Origin of the sequence: Nocardia sp. NPDC057227 (assembly GCF_042669725.1) — a bacterium.
Lineage (GTDB): Bacteria > Actinomycetota > Actinomycetes > Mycobacteriales > Mycobacteriaceae > Nocardia > Nocardia asteroides_A.
On sequence record NZ_JBHUXA010000012.1, the window covers coordinates 172221 to 192429 of the forward strand.

Genomic DNA, 20209 nt, shown 5'->3' on the forward strand with positions numbered 1-20209 from the left:
CCACCGCGCCCGCGCCTAGTACGGTGGAACGGGCCACCGCGCGTGATCGGGGCCCGGCGCGAGAGCAGGAAAGGGTGGCGAAATGACCGAGTCGTATTCGCAATGGTACGAACGCCATTCGCCGCCCGGGAAGATCCTCGCCACGCAATACACCAGCGCCGAGCCGATCCGCTACAACGGCAGCCTGGTCTACCCCATGTACTCCGAGGAGTTCGGGGCGCCCGGCGCGCGGCTCGCGATGACAGCACTTTCCGCCGCGCCGCCCGCCGGACTGCGCGGCTGGGGCATCGGGCTCTCCGTGCTCGACGGGCACGTCCGCTTCGACGGCAGGCGGCTCGGCGGCATCGACGTCTGGGGCGACGCGCTCGCGACCGGGCTCAGCGTCGAGCTCGCGGGCAACTCCGCCGAGGCGCTCTTCACCCTCACCCCGGTCTGGGTGGACGACCGCGGCGTGCAGAAGTCCTGGGAGGGGAACTACGGCATCCTCGTCGAGCACCTGCCCGACGGGCGCGTCACGCTCTGGTGCAGCGTCGGCGAGGGGCCGCCGAACTTCGCCAACCTCGTGGTCGAGATCGCCACCACCGCGCTCGACGCCGAGCCCGCCGCGCCGCGGGAGAACGAGGCGCAGCTGCTCGACGACCAGTACGTCACGCTGCCCGTTCGCTACCGGGCCGAGCGGCCGGACGGGGGGCGGGTCGTGCTCGTCGACACCGGCGCCGCGCCCGAGGTGAAGGGCGAGGTCGCGCGGCGCGCGGGCGGGTGGGTGAGCAGGCGGGATTACGCGCCGCCCGCGGACGGGTCGGCGGGGCGGTGGGATCGGCAGGCGCCGGAGGATGCCGCCGTCCGGCGGCCGAGCGGGGAGTTGCCGCCGGTTCCCGAGGGGCTCGGGGAGGAGTCGCCGTTCGGGCCGGGGGTCGGTCCGGAAGGGGTTGTCGGCGGGGACCGTGGGGCCGGGTTCGGCCGGCCGGAGGGGGCGGTGCGGACAGCTCCGGTGACCGGGTCGGGCTCCGGTGAACCGGCGGATTCCGGAGCGGCCGGGTCCGGCCGCGGGGTGGTGCGGCGGAAGCCGGACGAGCCGGTGGTCGAGGAGCCGCGGGCGGCGAACACCGGGTTCGGACAGCGGGGCGTCGGCGAGCGCGAGCTGCGTACCGGACTCGGGAGTGAACAGGCGCGAGCCGCAGATGAGTCGGCGCGCGGCGGAGGCCGAGCCGAGCGGCCGGTGGAATCCGGTGCGGAGGCTGCGGAGCAGAGCCGTGCGAGCGGGTCCGGGCGGCAGGTTGGCGAGCGGAGCCGAGCGGCGCAATTCGTCCGGCGGAACGACGAGCCGGATCGAGCGTCGGCATCCGAGCGGCGAACCGATGAGCCGGACCGGGCGGCAGGATCCGGGCGGCCAACCGATGAGCCGGATCGGGCGGCGGGATCCGGGCAACAGGCAGACGAATCGGGCCGACCGGCATCCGAGCGCCGGGCCGGCGAGCCGGACCGAACGGCAGGGGCCGGGCGGTCGGCCGACGGGCCGGGTCGGGATCAGCCGCGCAAGGACGGGCAACCGCCCGCGCGGACCGGCGGCCAGCACGCGCTGCCGACGCGAGCGGGGCGGCGGCCGGACATCCGCGAGTCGCGGTACGGGCAGCGGCCGACAGCGGCGGGCGAGAAGCTGACCGGGCGGCACGGGCAGACCAGGCAGAGCCGGCCCGGGTCGACCGGTGCCCAGCCGAGCGCGGCCGGGGCGAACCTGGCGGCCGGGCTGCACGGCATGCGCGGTGACGAGTCGGACCAGCGGCGGGAGAGTTTCGCCGCGCGGTTGCAGGCGCTGCGCGGGGAGCGGTCGGCGCCGACCCAGCCGCATCGGCACGGAGCGCAGGAACCAGGCGACGATGCTCGCACCGGGAGCGCGGACCGGTCCGGCGCAGCGCCGGCCGGAACCCCGGAGGCGGGGTCGAACGGTTCGCCCCCGCGAACCCCGGCGGTGGGAACGAGCAGCGCGCCCGGCCGAGCTCCGGCAGCGGAGCCGAGTACCCCGACCGGCCGAATCCCGGCCGCGGAACCGAGTACCCCGACCGGCCGAATCCCGGCCGCGGAGCCGAGTACCCCGACCGGCCGAATCCCGGCCGCGGAGCCGAGTACCCCGACCGGCCGAACCTCGGCGGCGGAGCCGAGTACCCCGACCGGCCGAATCCCAGCGGCGGAGCCGAGTACCCCGACCGGCCGAATCCCGGCCGCGGGAACGAGTGACGCGACCGGCCGAATCTCGGCCGCGGGACCTGGTGACGCGACTGTGCGGGCCCCGGAAACCGGGGCAAGCGGCGCGGTGCCGCGAAACCCGGAGGCAGGGTCGGGTGTGGCCTCCGACGGGCACCGACGCGGCCCGGGTGGCCTGCCGCGGCGCGGCGCGGGCACCGCTGCGGATGCTCGAGCGCCGGGCGCCGAGGGCACGGTCCCTGCCGACCGGCTCGGCGGCCCACGTCGGCTTGCCCCGGCGGAGAGTGCCGCCGATGGTCGCGGCGAGGACCAGCGGAACACGCTCGACCGTGCGGCGCCGAGTGCCGGTCGGCGCGGAGCAGAACATCGACCCGCGAGCACGCCCGCGTCCCGCAGCGACGAGCGACCGGAAAAGGCCGCCCTCGCTACCGGAGAGCAGGTCGACTCCCGGCCGCGAGGGGTCGCACCGCTCGGCACGGTGACGTCGCGCACCGGCGATCGACCGGACGCGGTCGCGGGCGGCACAGCATCGGTCGGCCCATCACCGCGCGAAGTCGCACCGAGCGACTCGGCGACACCACGCCTCGGCGGACGTGCGGAAGATGCCGCTCCCAGCGCCGGTGGGCCGGCGCCACGCCCCGGTGCGCGGCCGGCTCAGGCCTCGCCCGAAGCCGGGACGACCGCGCCGCGCCCCGGAGAGCAACCGCACAGCAGCACCACTGGGCTGCCCCCGGGAGAACCGAAGCAGGCCACGTCCGGAGGCACAACCGCGCTACCTCCGAGGGCGCAGCAGGAGCGAAGCACGCCCGGGGCCGGTACGAATGCGGCACGCGCGGAGGGGCGGCAGCGAGATACCGCAACCCGAGACGACACCACCCCGCCGCACAACGGAACGCGCTCGAACCGGGGCGCGCCCGATGCGGGCTCGCCGCGCGCCGATGGGCAGCCGGAGCAGGCCACGCCCGTTGTCGGCGTGGTTGCCCCACGCGCCGAGGGGCGGTCACGAAAAGTCGAGTCCGAAGGCGATGCCGTCGTGCCGCACGGCAGCGTGCGGCCGCCCGGGGCGAGTACGGCTACGCCGCGCGCCGACGTGCAGCCGAGGGAAGCCGTGCCCGACGCCGCGGCGGCCGGGTCGCGTGCCGGAGCACTCCCGAAGCGGACCACGCCCGATGCGGGTGCACCGACGCCGCGCGACAGAAGGCCGCCGGAGCGGGCCACGCCCGGGGGCGATCCCGCGCCCCCGCGCACGGAGCGCCGGGCGCAGAATCCCGCGCCCGATGTCGGTGCGGCGGCGGCGCGCAGCTACGGACCGCCCGAGGCGGCCGGCTCGAGCCCGGACGTAGCCACCCCGCGCGCCGGTCAGCGGGTGCCCGGAGGCGCGCCGGGGAACGGCACGGCCTCGGCCCGCGGCGGTACGCAGCCGGATGCGGCGAGCACGGCTGCGTCGCGCGCGGGCGGGCAGGCCGAGCGTGACGCGAGTACAGCCGGGCGGGGCCCGGAGAAGGCGAGCGCGCCGACCGACCGGCAGGTGTCGCAGGTGGCCGACCGGAACGCGGCGCGCCGCGCCGACCGCGACGCACCACAGCGAGCGGACCAGAACGCAGCACAACAACAAGCCGACGTCGACGCACCGCAGCGAGCGGGCCTGACCGCAGCACAGCAAGCGGGCCTCGATGCACCGCAGCGAGCCGACCAGAGCGCGGCACCGGCAGCCGGTCCGGGAGAACCGCGAGCCGGCGAGCCGGACGCACCTCGGCAGGCCGGCGGCACACCCGACGCGGAACCGACCGGGTTCGGCGGCTGGAGCGCGGCAACGCTCCAGCACAACCCCGACACCCTCCCCCCGCGCCGCAGCGTCTACGGCCCTCCGCCGGTACCGCGCGGCCAGGGCGGGATAATCGGTGACCCCGGCTACCGCGGCGCCCTGTACGACCTCGGCCTCGCCATGTACCGCCGCGGCGACACGGATTCCGCACGCGGCCTGCTGACCCAGGCCGCCGAGGCGGGGCACGTCGCCGCCGCCTACGATCTCGGCTCGATCCTGCGCGACGAGGGCGACCGGGCAGGCGCGGAGGCGTGGTGGCGTGCTGCGGCCGCGCACGGTGAGTCGCGTGCGGCGGCGAGTCTGAAGGAACTGGGCGAGGGCTGACAGGAGCCGCAACCGGACGGCGGCAGCGCCCCAGCGGCTGCGCCCCGCCCAGCGCCAGCGCCCCGCCCCAGCGGCAGCACCCCAGCGCCAGCGCCCCGCCCCAGCGGCAGCACCCCAGCGGCAGCACCCCGCCCCGGTGGCGGAGCCCGCGCGAGCAGCGGACCCGCCCGAGCGGCGGCGAAAACCTGTGGCGCGAGGAAAGCCAGGTGCACTACCGTGCCCGATATGGGAGCCAGCCCCGGCGAGTTCAGCGCGGTCGTGAGCGCGCGTTCGGTGCCGTCCGCACGCCTGCGCCACGCCGCCTAGGCCCGCCGGCGCACCGCACTCCCCTTTCCCGAACGGCCTGAAGCAGGCCGTCGAAGCCGTGCCCGGCATGGGTCAGGCGCCATCACCGGTTCCCGATTCGCCTTCTGCCGAAGGATCCCATGCCTCGCCGTTCCCGGCCGGCGCGCGTCCGCGCCCGGCTGTCCCAGAATTTCCTCGTCGCCCCGGCGGCGGTGCGCGCGATCGTGCGCGCCGCCGAACTGACGCCCGCCGATCTCGTGCTCGAACCCGGCCCTGGCGCGGGTGCGCTCACCCGGGCGCTGCTCCGCGCGGCGGACCGGGTGCGCGCCTACGAGCTTGACCCGCACCACGCGGAACAGCTCCGTGCCCGCTATCGAAATCATCCGCGAATCACCATCCAGCACAGTGACTTCCGAACAACGGAACCGCCGAATGAGCCGTTCACGGTGGTCGCGAACATCCCGTTCGCGGCGAGCACCGACATCCTGCGCTGGTGCCTCACCGCCCCCGCGTTGACCACGGCCACCCTGCTCACCCAGCGCGAGTTCGCGCGCAAGCACAGCGGCGACTACGGCCGCTGGTCCCGGCTGGCGATCACGCACTGGCCGCGGACGGCGCTGGCGCTCGGGCCGCGGGTCGGCCGGAACAGTTTCCACCCGGTTCCCGCCGTCGACGCGGCGGTACTGCTCGTACGCCGCCGCGGGCAGCCGCTGCTTCCGGCGGAGAGCCTGGCGAGCTACCGGCGCCTGGTACACCTCGGCTTCGCGGGCGCGGGCGGCTCGTTCGGTGCCTCCCTCGCCCGCGAGCACCCCCGGGTGCGGGTTCGGAGTGCCTGCGGGGCAGCGGAACTCGACCCGGACACCCCGGTGGGGCTGGTCACGCCCGCCCAGTGGCTCACCGTCTTCCGAGCCCTGTGAACGAACTCGAGCCGCCACCCGGAAGGGGTGGCGGCTCGAGTCGGCGGTGGAAACTCAGGTGTTCACGACGACGAGCGGGTAGACCCCGTTCTCGTCGTGCACCTCCTGCCCGGTGACCGGCGGGTTGAACACGCACAGCATGCGCAGCTGGGTGTGCGCCTCCAGCCGGTGCTTCTCGTGCCCGTTCAGCAGGTACATCGAGCCGGCGCCGAGCTCGTAGGTGACGTCGTTGTCCAGGTCGTGCAGCGTCCCCTCGCCCTCCACCAGCCAGACGGCCTCGATGTGGTTGAGGTAGTGGAAGACGTGCGTCGAGCCCGCCTCGATGGTGGTCTCGTGGAAACTGAACCCGACGCCGTCGCCGCCGAGCACGATGCGCTTGCTGCGCCAGCCCTCGCCTGCCACGTCACGCTCGGTCCCGGTGATCTCCTCGGTGGTTCGAACGATCATGCTCATCCTCCCATCACGTTGTCGACGGCCGCGCCGAGCCGGGCGAGGCCCTCGGTGAGTTCGTCGCCGGTCAGGGTCAGCGGCGGCAGCAGCTTGACGACCTCGTCCATGGAGCCCGAGGTCTCCACCAGCAGGCCGCGCTCGAACGCCGCCTGGCCGACCTTCCCGGCCTGGCCCGGATCATCGAAGACCAGGCCGTGCACCATACCGCGGCCGCGGGTGGAGAGCCCGGGGAAGCGCTCGGTGAGCTTGCCCAGCTCGGCGGCGACCACGTCGCCGTTGGCCAGCGTCGCCCGCTCCAGCGTGTCGTCGCTCCAGTAGTGCCGCAGCGCGGCGGTCGCGGTGACGAAGGCCGGGTTGTTGCCGCGGAAGGTGCCGTTGTGCTCGCCCGGGTTCCACTGGTCGTGCTCGGGCTTGAAGAGCACGAGCGCCATCGGCAGGCCGTAGCCGCCGATCGACTTGGAGAGCGTCACGATGTCCGGGGTGATGCCCGCGGTCTCGAAGGAGAAGAACGGGCCGGTGCGGCCGCAGCCCATCTGCACGTCGTCCACGATCAGCAGGATGCCGCGCGCGGAGCACAGCTCGGCCAGGTGCCGCAGCCACTCCGGGCGGGCGAGGTTCACGCCGCCCTCGCCCTGCACGGTCTCGACGATCACCGCGGCCGGGCGGTCGAAGCCGGACGAGGTGTCGTCCAGCACCCGCTCCATCCACTGGAAGTCGGCGGTGGTGTTGTCGAAGTAGCCGTCGTAGGGCATCGGGGTGGCGTGCACCAGCGGCACGCCCGCACCGGCCCGCTTGGCCGCGTTGCCGGTGACCGAGAGCGCGCCGAGCGTCATGCCGTGGAAGGCGTTGGTGAAGCTCAGGATGGTCTTGCGGCCGGTGATCTTGCGGGCCAGCTTGAGCGCGGCCTCGACGGCGTTGGCGCCGGTCGGGCCGGGGAACTGCACCTTGTAGTCCAGCCCGCGCGGGGCGAGCAGGGTGTCCCGGATGGTGACGAGCAGCTCGCGCTTGGCCGCGGTGGACATGTCCAGGCCGTGGGTGATTCCGTCGCTCGCGATGTAATCGAGCAGCGGCTTCTTGAGCAGGTCGTTGTTGTGGCCGTAGTTCAGCGCGCCCGCGCCGGCGAAGAAGTCGAGGAAGTCCCTGCCCTCCTCGTCCTTCAGCCAGGCGCCCTTGGCGGTGGTGAAGAGCGTCGGCCAGGAGCGGCAGTAGCCCCGGACATTGGACTCGAGGCTCTCGAACACGGTGGTCTCGGCGGTGATCATCGGTGCTCCTCCGGGGTGCTAGGGGCGATGGTGTACAGGTCTTCGGCCTCGTGGTTGTCGGGGAAGGCCGATGGGTCGAACAGGGGGCGCTTGCGCATGTCGGCGCCGCGCTTGCGGGCGACCGAGCCGAACATCGCGATCGACGCCTCGTTGTCCGGGGAGACCGTGGTCTCCAGGATCGAGACGCCCGCGGCGGCGGTGTCGTCGAGCAGTTTGTGCAGCAGCGCGGTCCCGGTGCCCCGGCCGCGCTGCGACGGGTCGACCGCCACCTGCCAGACGAAGACGGTGTCCGGCGCCTTGGGGCGGACGAAGCCGATCACGAAGCCGACCACCTCGCCGTCGACCTCGGCGACCACCGAGGTGGCCGGGAAATCACGGCACCAGAGCAGGTAGGCGTAGCTCGAGTTGGCGTCGAGCACCTGGGAGTCCTTGGCGATCCGCCAGATCTGCGCGGCGTCGCCGACGCGGGGCGCCCGCAGCACGGTCCGGCCGTGCTCGGTGTCGCGCCCGGTCGGCGGGGACAGGGTTGGCGTTGACATACATCTCCCTCGTCGGGTTCGGGTACTCGTCCAGGCTTGCGAAGGATCCGTGAGCTGAACCGGTCGAGTTGTGGGCAATTCCGTGCGTTCAGTGCTGGAGATCCAGGCGGTAGCCGAGGCCGCGCACGGTGACGACGACTCTCGGGTCGGAGGGGTCGCGCTCGATCTTGGTGCGCAGTCTCCGCATGTGGACGTCGACGATCCGCTCGTCGCCGTAGAAGCCGCGCTCCCAGACGTTCGCCAGCAGGGTCTGCCTGCTCAGCACGCGACCCGGGGTCTCGGCGAGCTCGCAGAGCAGGCGGAACTCGGTCAGCGTCAGGTGCAGCTCCACGTCGCCCCTGCGCACCGCGCCCGCGGCGGGCGCGAGCACCAGCGGCTGCTCGGGGTCGGCGTCGAGCACCAGTTCCCTGGCACCGGAGCGCTCCGCGGCGAAACCGGCCCTGCGGCACAGCGCGCGCATGCGGGCCGTCATCTCCCTGATCTCGAACGGCTTCGCCAGGAAGTCGTCGGCACCGGCCTCGAGCGCGGCCACCACGTCGTTGGCACCGTCGCGGGCGCCGACCACGATGATCGGGACGTCGTGGTCCCTGCGGATCGCGCGGATGCAGTCGAAGCTGTGGGTCTCGTCCGCCATCAGGTCGACGATCATGACATCTGGTACGCCGTTGGTACGCAGTTGGTCGAGCGCGTTACCCACTTCTCCGGCCTCGGCGACGTTGTAGCCTTCGTCCTCCATGGCCAGGCGCAGTGCGTCCCGCCCCCGGGTGTCGTCCTCGACGATCATCAGTCTCGCGCTCACTACCATCCCTCTGCCGACAGGCACGGACCCGCCGTGACGAGGAGAATCGCATCCCCGGTCCCGGCGCTCTCCCGCGCTTCGAGCATTACCGCCTCGGCTGGAGCTTCGGTCCGCCCGGCTGTTGTTCGGTTACCCTGCCCTCTCCGACAGTAAACAGTTCGTAACACTGGCACGGGCGCACATCTACTGAGTGCAGTAGTAGGTGTGTGGGGTAGGTGCCGTCGTTCAGGGGGCTGACGGACCCCGCCGGGCACCCGCTACCGAGCCCCCGAAAACCCCCGACGCACTGGGGTAACGCCGAACCCGGCGGCGACGCGGGCGGCCCGGCGCGGACGCGCTCGCGGCGAGTGACACGGGAGCCGCGGCCGACACGGAAGTGTGACCGGCGCCACTACGATTTCGTGACGGAGGCCACCCGGATGGGAGGCCGATCGGCCCTGGCCGCCGGAGCCGCTGTCCTCCCCTAGGCCACACAGCGCCGGTGCCGTCGCGTCACCGGAGGCCGGGGACCGGGTGCTCGAGGCGGTTGAAGTTGCTCGTGCTGCCGTCCGGGCGCTGCTCCTGGAAGAGGAAGGTCAGGCCGCGCTCGTCGAAGGTGGCGAACCACTCGTCCCAGCCGACGCGCTGCAGGACGGCGCCGCCGTAGCCGGGGAAGTCGAAGCGCAGCACGCCGAGCACGCCGTCGAGGACGCTGCCCGGCATGGTGGCGGGGCGGGCGCCGCGGCGCTCGGCCCAGGAGCGGATCACCCGGTGGTCGGTGGTGATCATGGTCCGTCCCGGCCGCTCCTGGCGCTGCTCGGGGGAGGTGATCCGCTGCGGGCGGTCGGCAGGGGCGTGGCTTCCCGGCCTGCGTCGATCGTCCAAGGCGACCTCCTCGCTGTGTGCGCCCCGGTGGGCGCGGGGACCGCTCGCCCCACTCAGTCCCGGTACCCGAGCCGATCGGGGAGCAAACCGGCGATGCGCGGCGGTGGGCGATTCGGTCGCCCCGGACCGGGTAGCCCGTCGGGGTGCATCGAGTCCGGGCCCCGCGCCCGGTCAGTGAGGAGGACGTCGCCGTGAGCTCGTTCCCGCAGGGCCCCACCGGGTCCGACCCGATACCGCCCGGCCCCGCACCCGATCCCGCTCCGCCGGGGCCGGGGCGCGACCCCGTCCCGCCCGCTCCCGCACCCGACCCGGTCCCCGACCCCGCGCCGGTCCCGCCGATCCCCGCGCCGGACCCGATTCCCGCCCCCGATCCGATCCCGGCTCCCGCACCACCCGGCCCCGCCCCGATCCCGAGCCCACTCCCCCCGGTCCCCGGCCCGGCACCGGCCCCCGCCCCACCGAACCCGGTGTAGCCGCCGCGGGACGCGGACTCAGTCCTTGAAAACCTCGTCCCGCAACCCGGCGAGCGTCTTGGCGAGAATCCGCGAGATGTGCATCTGCGAGACCCCGAGGTGCTCGGCGATCTGCGACTGCGTCCGGTTCTCGAAGAACCGCATGACCAGCACCGTGCGCTCGCGCTCCGGCAGCTTCTCGATCAGCGGCCGCACCGCCATGAAGTCCTCGATCAGGTGGTACGAGGGCTCCTCGGCGCCGAGCCTGGCCAGGAGCGGCAGCGGCGCGTTGTCCGAATCCCCTTCGGCCGCGACGGCATCCAGCGACTGGGACTGGTACGCATTGCTCGCGATCAACGCCTGCGTCACCTCGACGACGTCGACCCCGAGCTCGTCGGCGATCTCCCGTGCCCGCGGCATCCGCCCGAGTTTCTGCGAGAGCCCCTCGACGGTGCCGCCGATGCTCAGCTGGATCTCCTTGGTGCGCCGCGGCACCCGTACCGACCAGGTGTTGTCCCGGAAGTGCCTGCGCACCTCGCCCATGACGGTCGGCACCGCGAAGGACAGGAAGGACGAGCCGCGGCTCACGTCGTAGCGGTCCACCGCCTGGACCAGCCCGAGCCGCGCCACCTGCAGCAGGTCGTCGAAGTTCTCGCCGCGGCCGGAGAACTTGCGCGCGATGTGCTCGGCGAGCGGCAGGCAGGTCGCGATGAGCTGCGCGCGCAGCGCCTGGCGGCGCGGCTCCGCCTCGGGGCCGAGCGCGGCGATCTCTTCGAAGAGCGGCTCGGTGTTCTCGTAGCCGCCGCCGGATCTCCGGCCGGAGCCCGGCTCAGCCGCCATCGGCGCTGCGGACCCAGGTGAAGTCGACCTCGGTCGGGTAGCCGGAGCTCGCGCTGTCGAACGGCGCCTGCGCCGACGAGATGGATTCAGTGAGGGTGCGCACGATATGCCAGCCGAAGCCGGACTCGCCGATGCCGCCCTCGGCGGCCGCGGTGGCCCGCACCCGGACGAACATCCGGCCCGTCTCGTAGCTGAACTCGCAGTCCAGGTCGGAGCCGGGAACGGCGTCCATGATCAGCGAGGTCGCCACCTCGTCCAGCGCGAGCCGGATGTCGGTGACCTCGTCGATGGCGAAATCAGCGATGAGGGCCACCGTCTCGGCGAGCGCGCGCAGCATGGTCAGCTGCTCGAGCGATGCCGGGACGCGCACCCCGATCGTCGTCGTATCCGTCGAGGATCGGGGAGTCTTTTCCCCCATTGCCCACCACCACCTTGTTCTCGAGGCCGACCGAGCGGCCACGCTACCCGACCGCACCCGGCATCCCGCTCCGGCATCGGTCCACGTACACGTATAGGGGAACCGGGTGGCGCTGCGGGCCGCACACCGCCCGCACCTCGCCACCCGGTGATCACCGATCGCTTACCCGGTGCCACCACCGCGAAACCGTCGGTCACTCCTCCTCGACGCGCTCGTGCGCGGTGAGCAGCAGGTGGTCGAAGCGGCTGCGCGCGCCCGCGGAGAACGGGGAGAGCGTGCCGAAGTCGGCGATCAGCCGGGTCGCCAGCGTGCGCAGCTTGACGTTGGTCTCCTGGGAGCGCCAGCTCAGCACCCGGAACGCCTGCTCCGGGCTCACCCCGTAGACCAGCATGAGCGCGCCCTTGGCCTGCTCGATCACCGCGCGGGCGGCGTAGAGCTCGGGCAGCTGCTCGTCCAGCGTCTCGCGGCGGTGCACGGCGAGGGTGCCGGTGACGTCGACGTAGTAGCCCGCGGTGCCGAGCACCGCGCCGCCGTCGCCGGTGACCCGGTCGGCCACCACGATGACGTGGTGCACCTCACCCCCGGTGTCGACGATCCGGTGGCTGCTGCAGAACGGCTCGCCGTGCGCGATGGACCTGGCCAGCCGGTCGGCGACCTGTTCGCGGTCGTCCGGGTGCTTGTGCGCGAGCAGCCGCTCGGTGTCCGGCGCCGGGGTGCCGGGCGGATAGCCGTGCATCACCGCGACCTCGTCGGACCACTCCCACGCCTGGGTCGCGAACCAGAACCGGAAGCTGCCGACGTGCTGCCGCGCTCCCCCGCCGATCACCCGATCCACCGCCGCCGCCTCCGCGGGCGGTACCGGCCTGCCTTCCGTCACCGGACAATTATCGGCGCTACCGCCGCAGACCGGCGCGGTTCAGCCCGCGAGCGCGTCCCGCATCGAGGGGTAGGAGCGGAACAGCGGCCGCACGCCGGTGACCTCGAGCGCCCGCTCCACGTCGGCTTGGCCCGCCACCAGCCGCAGCTCGGAGCCGCTGCCCGAGGTGCGTTGCTTGACCGAGCCGAGCATGGTCGCCGCGCGAATGCTGAGGAACCGGGTCGGCCGCAGGTCGACGACGACGCAGCGGCCGCCCGTGCGCACCGCGCGCTCCAGCACCGAGCTGAACTCGGGGTATCCGGCGGCGTCGAGTTCGCCCTCGACCCGCACCACCACGCAGTCGGCCATCCGGTGTACCCGAGGCTCCCAGCGTCGCCGACGGGGCGGAACACCTACTGCGGACATGAGCGACCTCCCGGTGGGGAGCGGTGGTCACGGCTGTGATCTCAACCAAGGGGCTCAGCATCGCACGGGCGCCGCGCCCGTGTCCGGGGAACGTAGCCGCTCGTTACCCGCCGGATTCGGCGCGCGGGCGGCGGGTAGCCGCGCGCAATACCGGTAATCCCGGCAACCCCGAACAGGAGCACTCATGGCCTCGATGGATCCCGATCCGGCCCTCGTCCCCGGCCTGGAGCCCGGCGGCGGGGTGCAGCCGGGCGACACCCCGCCGGATACCCCGCAGACCTCGGGGCTCTCCGCCGCCGAGCCGGCGACCAGGCACCACTTCCCGATCACCGGCATCGTCGCCATTATCGCGGGGGTGCTGCTGGTCGCGGTGTTCCTGATCGCCGCGGTGACCACGGTGGTCCTGCAGTTCTAGACCGTCCCGCTCCGCGGCGACGCTACTTCCGCGCCGCCGCGGTGGCCCGCCGGTTCGCCCGCTGGATGGCCTCGACCAGCTCGTCCTTGCGCATCCGCCAGCGGCCGGTGATCTCCAGCCGCCCCGCCACCTCAAGCAGGTGCTTCTTGGTGGCGTTGGCGTTCACGCCCTCGGCGGTCTCGCCGCCGGCGTTCAGCCCGCCGCGCTCGGCGCGCTCGTCCGACGGGCCGCGCTGCTCCTTGGCCTCCCAGTGGTCACCCACCTTCTCGTAGCTGTGCTTCAGCGCGCCGTACCCGACCCGGTACGCGCGCGATTCGTCACCGTCGTAGGTCTCCAGCGCGGAGTCGTGCGCCTCCGCGAAGGTGCGCTGCGCCTTCGCCGGGGAGCGCCGCACGGTGCTGGGCAACTCCGACTTCTTCACCTCGCCCTTGGCGTTCGTCTTCGGCATGTTCGGCGGGTACCCCGCTCCCCCGCGCGGTTAACCGGGAGTGCGGCGGCCCGGCCCCGACGATTGACCGCGATGCCGCCGGGTATGACCGGAGAGCCCCCATTCGACGTGGCAGAAAGGACCTCGATATGAGCGCCCCGAACACACCCGGCGAGAGGCGGGAAGTTCCGGTTTCCGGGCACAGCTTCCCGGACGGCTCGCGCACCACCCGGCAGCACGCGGGCGAAGCGCTGGAGGACACGCGCAACTGGCCGGGGATGATCCTGGTCGGGCTCGGCATCGTGCTGGTCGGGCTGACCCTGGTCGCCGCGGGCTACGGCTTCGAGGGCTGGGCGGTCATCGCCGGCATCGCCTGCGGTGTCTGCCTCGTCGTCGGCGTCGGCCTGGTCGTGCTGGAGCATCGGCGGGTGAAGGCCCTGGAGGGGCGCAGCCTGACCGATCCCGGCGGGCACTGACGGGACGCCGCTCCATGCGTTCGCTCCACCTGTGCTCGCTCGCGGCGGCCGGTGCGCTGCTGCTCGCCGGCTGCTCCGGCGACGGCCCCGACATCGACCCCGTACCGGCCACCGCGCCCGGCGGCGGCTCCATCACGCTCACCTTCCCGCCGCCCGCCGACGGCACGACCGCGGAGGTGCCGGACACCGACACCATCACCGCGAGCGCCGAACGCGACCTCTGCGACTCGCTCGCCCCCGAGATCGAGGGGTGGGCGCAGGGCGGCACCGGCGCCAAGCTCTCCTACAACACCACCGTGCAGGGCTGGGCGGCCCGCAACGGCGGGCTCAACGACATCGTGGTGCGGGACCGCTCGGTGGTGGACACCATCACCGGCAAGACCTGCCCCGACGTCCGGCAGCGGGCGCTCGACGCGCTCGGCATCTCCGACCTGGCATCGGGCCTGGTCGGCTTCGGCAACTGACCCTCGCGAGGACACCATGCGGCACACCAGTACTCGGCACCGGCTGTCCCGGATCGCGGGCATCGCGTTCGTCGTCACGGCGGCGGTGCTCGGCGGCGCCGGCTGCGACCAGGTGGAGGAGGCGGTGAATCGCGGCGGGGACACGCCCTGCAACGACTACATCGCGCAGTCCACCGAGGACAAGCGGACGACCGTCACCAAGTACCTGGAGGACGATCGCGGTTCGGCGCCGGAGGCGACGACCGTCGATGCCGCCATCGGGGCGATCGATCTCATGTGCCGGGCGCAGGCGAATGCCGCGACGCCCATCCGCGACGCGGATCTCGGCGGGATCCTCGCTCCCCGGTAGGAATCGGACGGTTGGATTCGGCCGCATCGGCTATGTCGCGTCCATGACGTCCTTGTGGTTGCAGGAAACCCGCACGCCCGCCCGGCTCCGGTTGACCCCCGGGCTGCGCTTCGACACGGTGGTGGTCGGCGCCGGGCTCACCGGCCTGGTCACCGCGCTGGTGCTGGCCCGCGCCGGGGCGAGCGTCGCGGTGCTGGAGGCGGGCCGGGTGGGCGCGGGCACCACGGGCGGCACCACCGGCAAGGTGAGCCTGCTGCAGGGCACCCGGCTGCAGCAGATCGCGCGCAAGCACTCGCCGGAGACGGTGCGGCAGTACGTCGCCGCCAATTCCGCGGCGCTGGACTGGGTCACCGCGTACTCGGCGGGCGCCGGGGTCGGGATCGAGCACCGCGACGCGCACACCTACGCGCCGACCGCCGCCGAGGTGGAGATGGTCACCGCCGAGCACGCCGTCGCCACGGCGGCGGGGCTGCCGACCGAGCTGATCGACGACCCCGACGTCCCGTTCCCGGCGCGCGCCGCCGTCCGGCTGGCCGGGCAGGTGCAGCTCGACCCGATGGAGCTGCTCGCCGCGCTGGCGGCGGACGTGGCGGCGGCCGACGCGCCGATCTTCGAGAACACCAGGGTGCGCGGGGTGCACCGGGCGGACGGCGAGACGGTGGTCGAGACCGAGCACGGCTCGGTGGTGGCGGGCACCGTGGTGCTGGCCACCGGCATCCCGATCCTCGACCGCGGCGGCTTCTTCGCCCGGCTCACCGCGCAGCGCTCCTACCTGGCAGCCTTCCGGGTGGACGGGCCGATCACCAGGGACATGTTCCTGAGCGCGGGCAGCCCCACCCGCTCGCTGCGGTACACGCCGAGCGCGCGCGGCGACCTGCTGCTGGTCGGCGGCAACGGCCACCCGGTCGGGCGGGGCGGCTCCGAGCAGGCCGCGGTGGACGACCTGATCGACTGGACCGGGCGCTGGTACCCCGGCGCGGTGCCGCTGCACACCTGGTCGGCCCAGGACTACCTGCCGGTCGGCGAGCTGCCCTACGCCGGGCCGCTGCTCCCCGGCGATGACCGCATCCTGACCGGCACCGGCTACGCCAAGTGGGGGCTGACCAACGGGGTCGCCGCCGCGCTGGCGATCGCGGGCCGGATCTCCGGTGGCGTGCCGGAATGGGCCGCGGCGCTGGACAGCTGGCGACTCGACGAGGTCAAGGCGCTGCCCGCGGCGGCGAAGGCGAACGTCGAGGTCGGGGCGCAGCTGACCGCCGGGTGGCTGCGCACGCTGCGCGGCGGCTCGGAGCGGCCGGCCGCCGAGGGCGAGGGGCGGGTCGAGCACCGGGGCGTGCGGCCCGCCGCGGTCTGCACCACCGGCGGTGCGACGCACCGGGTCTCGGCGGTCTGCCCGCACCTCTACGGGATCGTGCGCTGGAACGACGCCGAGAAGTCCTGGGACTGCCCGCTGCACGGTTCCCGCTTCGCCGCCGACGGAACCCTGCTGGAAGGCCCCGCCACCGGCGACCTGACCCCGCTCACCGCCCCCGCCCCGGCCGAACACGTCTGACCACTCCCCGCCCGCGCCTGACCGCTGCCGGTCGGGGACCGCGCGAAGCGGCGACACCGCACTGCGGCCGCACCACTGCGCGGCGTGGCGCACAACGCGCAGCGCGGCAGCGTGATTCAGCCTGCTACCGGAGCCAGGGCTACGGTGATGTTGTCGTTTCCGCCACAGCGCAGCGCGAACTCGACGAGTTCGCGGGCCGCGTCGGCGGGGGCAGCGCCGGTGGCGGGCGCGGCCAGCGCCTCCGGGTCGGAGATGTAGTTCCAGAGCCCGTCACTGCAGAGCAGCAGCACCCCGGGCCCGCGGGTGCGGAGCGTGCGGACGCAGTCGTCGGCCCACGGCTTCGGCGAGGTGTCGGCGCCGAGCCAGCGCAGCAGGGTGTGCGCGCGCGGATCGCGCATGGCGGCCTGCTCGTCCATGGCGCCCGCGTCGACAAGGGCCTGCGCCCAGGAGTCGTCGACGGTGAGCCGCTGCGAGGGCACCGCGTGCGCGGCGCCGCCGTCGGTGACGATGGTGAGCTCCGGCTGGGTGGCGACCGCGGCACTGTTCGGCGCGACCCCGGCGCGCAGCCAATACGCCCGGCTGTCACCGACATTGGCGACGGTGATCAGCACCGCGTCCGGCCCGTCGGCGTGCACGACCGCGGAGACGAAGGTGCAGGAGGGTGCGTTCTCCACGTCGACGCCGACCGCGCGCACCGCGGCCGCGGCCGCCTCCAGCCCGGCGGGCACCGCCTCGGCGGCCGAGCCACCGGCCTCCAGCACCGCGACGGTGGCCTCCAGCCCGGCCCGCACCGCGGCGCCGGAGGCGGCCTGCGGGTCGTCGGAGCTGGAGACGCCGTCGCTCACCACGATCACGGTGGCGAGCGGGCGGCCGGTGGCCGGATCCTCGACAACCGCGGCGGAGACCGCGTCGTCGTTGCGCGCGTGCGTGATGCCGCGGTCGGTGATCACCGCGACGGCGCCGAGGTCGGCGGCGAACCGGTCGGCGTCGGAGCGCACCGGATTGCCGTCGGAATCCAGCTCTTCCACCGGCTCGGCAGGCGCGTTCTCCGGCGGCAGCGCGACCCTGCGGCGCGCGGGCGGGGCTGGTGGTGTGCCCGCGACATCCGCGGCTGCCTCAGCTGGCAGTGGACGAGGGTCCACACCGTCCTCCTTCGTCTCCCCGGCCGGTTGCTCGCGATAGTACGGCAGGAACCGGTCCGTGCCGCGCAGGGCGACTTCCCGGCCGGGGTGACCCGGGCGGATCAGCCCGCGACGGCGAGCCGCGGCGAGGGCCGCTCCAGCCGGGCCCGGAACTCCTGCGGCGGGCAGCCCTTCCAGCGCCGGAAGGCGCGGATGAAGGAGGCGGCCTCGGAGTAGCCGAGCCGGGTGGCGAGGTGCTCGGTGGTCATCGGGGTGTGCGCGAGCAGCTCGTCGGCGACCACCTCGCGAACCTCGTCGAGCAGCGCCCGGAAGGAGGTGCCCTCCTCGTTCAGCCTGCGCGAGAGGGTGCGCGGGCTCATGAAGAGCGCGCCTGCCACCGCGGTCTGGTCCGGCAGCCGCGCGGGGTCGCGGATCAGCAGGTCGCGGACGGTGCCCGCGACGCCGGTGCGCACCCGGCGCCGGTTCAGCAGTTCGCGGCAGAGCTGCTCGCAGAGCCCGCGGGCCCAGTCGTGCGGGCGGGGCAGCGGCATGTCCAGGTGCGCGCGGTCGAAGACCAGCGAGTCGGCGCCCGCCCCGAAGACCGGCTCGACGCCGAAGGTGCGGCGGTAGCGGACGGTGTCGCGCGGGCCCGGGTGCCGGAAGGTCACCCGGCGGACCGGGATGACGTGGTCGAAGAGCGCCCGGCTCACCGCGGGCACCCCGGCCAGGTAGCGCTCGGCCAGGAAGGCGCGGACCACCGGCGAGGTGATCGACGGGTCGAAGACGATGCGCGCCTCGCGCTCGTCGGTCTCCAGGCTGAGTGCGGTGGAGCTGACCGTGCGGTCCAGGTACCTGGTCACCGCGACGATCTCGCGCAGCGAGCGGCTGCCGAGCAGGGCGAGCCCCCACGGCCCGAAGAGCGGCACCCGGCGCCGCCGCGCGGCCTCGATGCCGAGCCCCGGCTCGCGGCCGAAGCGGGAGACGACGTTGGCGACGATCCGCAGTTCGTGCGCGACCGAGACCGGCGTCGCGGCTTCCAGCGCCGCGAGCGGGCGCAGGCCGGTGCCTTCCAGGGTCTCGGTCGCGGGCATACCGCGTTCCTCGGCCAACCGGATGAGCACCTGCACACTGGTGGTGCCGCGGAAATTAACCGGTTCGAGCATAAGTCGCGTCCTCGATGATGCCGTGTGGTCGATGGGTTGGCGCAATGTATCAACGGCTGGAAGGGCCCCGATAGACGTCGGAGCCATCTCTGTGACAGGCCATAACCGCAGCGGATGCCGATAGGTACCGGGTCCCGGGTTTTCCGCCGTTTCGGGTCCTATTCGCCCGATTCGGCCAGCCGCGCGGCCCGGGCCAGCAGGTATCGTTCACGGGGCAGCGTGCGGGCCAGCGCGGCCGCCCGGCGGAAGGCCGCGCGGGCCTCCGCGCGGCGGCCGAGCCGCTCGTAGAGATGGCCCAATACCGCGTCCGGGCGATGATCGCTCACCAACCGCGGATCGGCCGCGCAGGCGAGGGCGAGCGGGAGCGCCGCCTCGGGGCCGCGCGCCATGGCGAGCGCGACGGCGTGGTTCAGCGCGGTGACCGGATTGTCGGCCCGTGCGCGCAGCTCGCGGTAGAGCAGCTCGATCTGCGGCCAGTCGGTGGCGGCGTCGCTCGGGGCCTCGTCGTGCAGCGCCGCGATGGCGGCCTGCAGCTGGTAGGGGCCGGGGACGCCGGTCGGCAGCGCGGCGGTGATCAGCGCGGTGCCCTCGGCGATGGCGGCGGCGTCCCAGCGGGTGCGGTCCTGCTCGGCCATCGGCACCGGCTCGCCGCCGGGTCCGGTGCGGGCGGCGCGCCTGGCGTCGGTGAGCAGCATGAGCGCGAGCACCCCGGTGACCTCGGCCTCGTCCGGCAGCAGGCGGTGCAGCAGCCGGGCCAGCCGGATCGCCTCCGCGCTCAGCTCGGCGCGGTGCAGCGCGGGACCCGCGGTGGCGGCGTACCCCTCGGTGAAGATCAGGTAGAGCACGTGCAGCACCGCAGCGAGCCGCTCCGGCTGCTCGGCCGGGGCGAGTGGGGCGAGGCCGATCCCGGCGATCTTCCGCTTGGCCCTGGTGATGCGCTTGCCCATGGTCGCCTCGGCGACCAGGAAGGCGCGGGCGATCTCGGCGGTGCCGAGGCCGCCGACGGCGCGCAGGGTGAGCGCGATCCGGTCGGCCGGGGTGAGCGCCGGGTGGCAGCAGAGGAAGAGCAGCTCGAGGGTGTCGTCGGTGTCGCGGGTTTCCTGCCCGGCCGCGGTCCGGAGGATGAGCAGCTCCTCGCGCCGCGCCCTGGCGGAGTCGCTGCGCATGGCGTCGATGAGCTTGCGCGCGGCGACCGTGACGAGCCAGGCGCGCGGGTCGTCCGGCACCCCGGACTCCGGCCAGGCGACGACGGCGGCGAGCAGCGCCTCCTGCACCGCGTCCTCGGCGGCGTCGAAGTGGCCGTAGCGGCGGACCAGGGCGGTGAGGACCTGCGGCGCGCACCGGCGCAGCAGGTCACCCACCGGTTCCGGAGCGGACATCAGCCGAGGTCGGCGTGGTCTTCCGCGATCGGCCTGACGTCGGCGTAGGCGCGGGCCCGTGCGGCCTCGGGCGCGGGGCAGTCGTTCAGCTCGGCGGCGATGGCGGTGGCGCGGTCGAAGCTCGCGCACTCGACGATCCAGTACCCGGCCAGCACCTCCTCGGTCTCCGCGTACGGGCCGTCGGTGACCACCGGGCTCGGCCCGGCCGCGACCCGCCTGGTGCGGGCCGGGTCGAGCAGGCCGCGGGTCTCCACCAGCTCGCCGGATGCGGCCAGCTTCTCGTTGAAGGCGCCCATGAACTGGGCCATGTTCGCGAAATCCTCCGGTGACCACTCGGGCGCGGCGCCGTCGCTCTTGCCGACCATCTCGTCGTAGTCGCGCTGCGAGGCGTAGCTCAGGATCAT

General features: G+C 73.8%; 21 protein-coding genes. 7 read left to right on the top strand and 14 right to left on the bottom strand.

Translation table 11 applies throughout. The features are described 5' to 3' along the window. The first annotated feature begins 82 nt into the window (after positions 1-82). Positions 83-4351: a hypothetical protein gene (locus ACFUJ1_RS18820; protein ID WP_378647218.1), complete on the top strand. Its 4269-nt coding sequence runs from the start codon at positions 83-85 to the stop codon at positions 4349-4351. A gap of 425 nt (positions 4352-4776) precedes the next feature. After that, positions 4777-5553 (top strand): 23S ribosomal RNA methyltransferase Erm, encoded by a 777-nt coding sequence (gene erm / locus ACFUJ1_RS18825; protein ID WP_378647219.1) that lies wholly within the window; start codon positions 4777-4779, stop codon positions 5551-5553. A 54-nt stretch (positions 5554-5607) separates the two neighbouring features. On the opposite strand, the gene ACFUJ1_RS18830 is transcribed toward erm, so the two are convergent. The 9 genes from ACFUJ1_RS18830 to ACFUJ1_RS18870 form a co-directional block, all read right to left on the bottom strand. Next, on the bottom strand, positions 5608-6000 hold the full coding sequence (locus tag ACFUJ1_RS18830; RefSeq protein ID WP_378647220.1) for an ectoine synthase: 393 nt from the start codon (positions 5998-6000) through the stop codon (positions 5608-5610). Positions 6001-6002: 2 nt separating this feature from the next. Further along, entirely contained in the window at positions 6003-7265 is a 1263-nt protein-coding gene (gene ectB / locus ACFUJ1_RS18835; RefSeq protein ID WP_378647221.1) for a diaminobutyrate--2-oxoglutarate transaminase, read from the bottom strand. Next, on the bottom strand, positions 7262-7804 hold the full coding sequence (ectA, locus tag ACFUJ1_RS18840) for a diaminobutyrate acetyltransferase (protein ID WP_378647222.1): 543 nt from the start codon (positions 7802-7804) through the stop codon (positions 7262-7264). The genes ectB and ectA overlap by 4 nt, the downstream gene beginning before the upstream one ends. Before the next feature lie 88 nt (positions 7805-7892). After that, positions 7893-8603 carry a response regulator transcription factor gene (locus ACFUJ1_RS18845; RefSeq protein WP_378647224.1) on the bottom strand — a complete coding sequence of 237 codons (711 nt, stop codon included), beginning with the start codon at positions 8601-8603 and terminating at the stop codon, positions 7893-7895. A gap of 492 nt (positions 8604-9095) precedes the next feature. After that, positions 9096-9467, bottom strand: a complete 372-nt coding sequence (locus tag ACFUJ1_RS18850) for a hypothetical protein (protein ID WP_378647226.1) — start codon at positions 9465-9467, stop codon at positions 9096-9098. 491 nt (positions 9468-9958) lie between these two features. Further along, positions 9959-10759, bottom strand: a complete 801-nt coding sequence (locus ACFUJ1_RS18855; RefSeq protein ID WP_378647228.1) for an RNA polymerase sigma factor SigF — start codon at positions 10757-10759, stop codon at positions 9959-9961. Beyond that, the gene (locus ACFUJ1_RS18860; protein ID WP_378647230.1) at positions 10749-11177 is read right to left on the bottom strand and encodes an ATP-binding protein; all 429 of its coding nucleotides are present in this window, start codon (positions 11175-11177) and stop codon (positions 10749-10751) included. The genes ACFUJ1_RS18855 and ACFUJ1_RS18860 overlap by 11 nt, the downstream gene beginning before the upstream one ends. A gap of 193 nt (positions 11178-11370) precedes the next feature. Then, positions 11371-12054, bottom strand: a complete 684-nt coding sequence (locus ACFUJ1_RS18865; RefSeq protein WP_378647232.1) for a PAS and ANTAR domain-containing protein — start codon at positions 12052-12054, stop codon at positions 11371-11373. A 39-nt stretch (positions 12055-12093) separates the two neighbouring features. Then, positions 12094-12402 (bottom strand): STAS domain-containing protein, encoded by a 309-nt coding sequence (locus ACFUJ1_RS18870; protein WP_378647234.1) that lies wholly within the window; start codon positions 12400-12402, stop codon positions 12094-12096. Between the two features lie 241 nt (positions 12403-12643). Here ACFUJ1_RS18870 and ACFUJ1_RS18875 point away from each other — a divergent pair, with 241 nt between their 5' ends. Then, complete coding sequence (locus ACFUJ1_RS18875) at positions 12644-12874, top strand: DUF6480 family protein (protein ID WP_378647236.1); 231 nt, start codon at positions 12644-12646, stop codon at positions 12872-12874. A 22-nt stretch (positions 12875-12896) separates the two neighbouring features. On the opposite strand, the gene ACFUJ1_RS18880 is transcribed toward ACFUJ1_RS18875, so the two are convergent. After that, positions 12897-13322 carry a ChaB family protein gene (locus ACFUJ1_RS18880; protein WP_378647238.1) on the bottom strand — a complete coding sequence of 142 codons (426 nt, stop codon included), beginning with the start codon at positions 13320-13322 and terminating at the stop codon, positions 12897-12899. A 128-nt stretch (positions 13323-13450) separates the two neighbouring features. Here ACFUJ1_RS18880 and ACFUJ1_RS18885 point away from each other — a divergent pair, with 128 nt between their 5' ends. From ACFUJ1_RS18885 to ACFUJ1_RS18900, 4 genes are read left to right on the top strand one after another with little or no spacing between them, the layout of a single operon-like run. Then, the gene (locus ACFUJ1_RS18885) at positions 13451-13777 is read left to right on the top strand and encodes a hypothetical protein (RefSeq protein WP_378647240.1); all 327 of its coding nucleotides are present in this window, start codon (positions 13451-13453) and stop codon (positions 13775-13777) included. 14 nt (positions 13778-13791) lie between these two features. Next, on the top strand, positions 13792-14241 hold the full coding sequence (locus ACFUJ1_RS18890; protein WP_378647242.1) for a hypothetical protein: 450 nt from the start codon (positions 13792-13794) through the stop codon (positions 14239-14241). A gap of 16 nt (positions 14242-14257) precedes the next feature. Further along, the gene (locus ACFUJ1_RS18895) at positions 14258-14590 is read left to right on the top strand and encodes a hypothetical protein (RefSeq protein WP_378647244.1); all 333 of its coding nucleotides are present in this window, start codon (positions 14258-14260) and stop codon (positions 14588-14590) included. 43 nt (positions 14591-14633) lie between these two features. Continuing rightward, positions 14634-16142, top strand: a complete 1509-nt coding sequence (locus ACFUJ1_RS18900) for an FAD-dependent oxidoreductase (protein WP_378647246.1) — start codon at positions 14634-14636, stop codon at positions 16140-16142. 116 nt (positions 16143-16258) lie between these two features. Here ACFUJ1_RS18900 and ACFUJ1_RS18905 read toward each other — a convergent pair whose 3' ends face one another. From ACFUJ1_RS18905 to ACFUJ1_RS18920, 4 genes are all read right to left on the bottom strand, one after another. Next, positions 16259-17284, bottom strand: a complete 1026-nt coding sequence (locus tag ACFUJ1_RS18905) for a PP2C family protein-serine/threonine phosphatase (protein ID WP_378647248.1) — start codon at positions 17282-17284, stop codon at positions 16259-16261. A 101-nt stretch (positions 17285-17385) separates the two neighbouring features. Next, a complete protein-coding gene (locus tag ACFUJ1_RS18910; RefSeq protein WP_378647250.1) occupies positions 17386-18354 on the bottom strand; it encodes an AraC family transcriptional regulator in 969 nt (322 codons plus the stop codon). A gap of 230 nt (positions 18355-18584) precedes the next feature. After that, a complete protein-coding gene (locus tag ACFUJ1_RS18915; RefSeq protein WP_378647252.1) occupies positions 18585-19805 on the bottom strand; it encodes an RNA polymerase sigma factor in 1221 nt (406 codons plus the stop codon). Beyond that, on the bottom strand, positions 19805-20209 hold the full coding sequence (locus tag ACFUJ1_RS18920) for a YciI family protein (protein WP_378647306.1): 405 nt from the start codon (positions 20207-20209) through the stop codon (positions 19805-19807). The genes ACFUJ1_RS18915 and ACFUJ1_RS18920 overlap by 1 nt, the downstream gene beginning before the upstream one ends.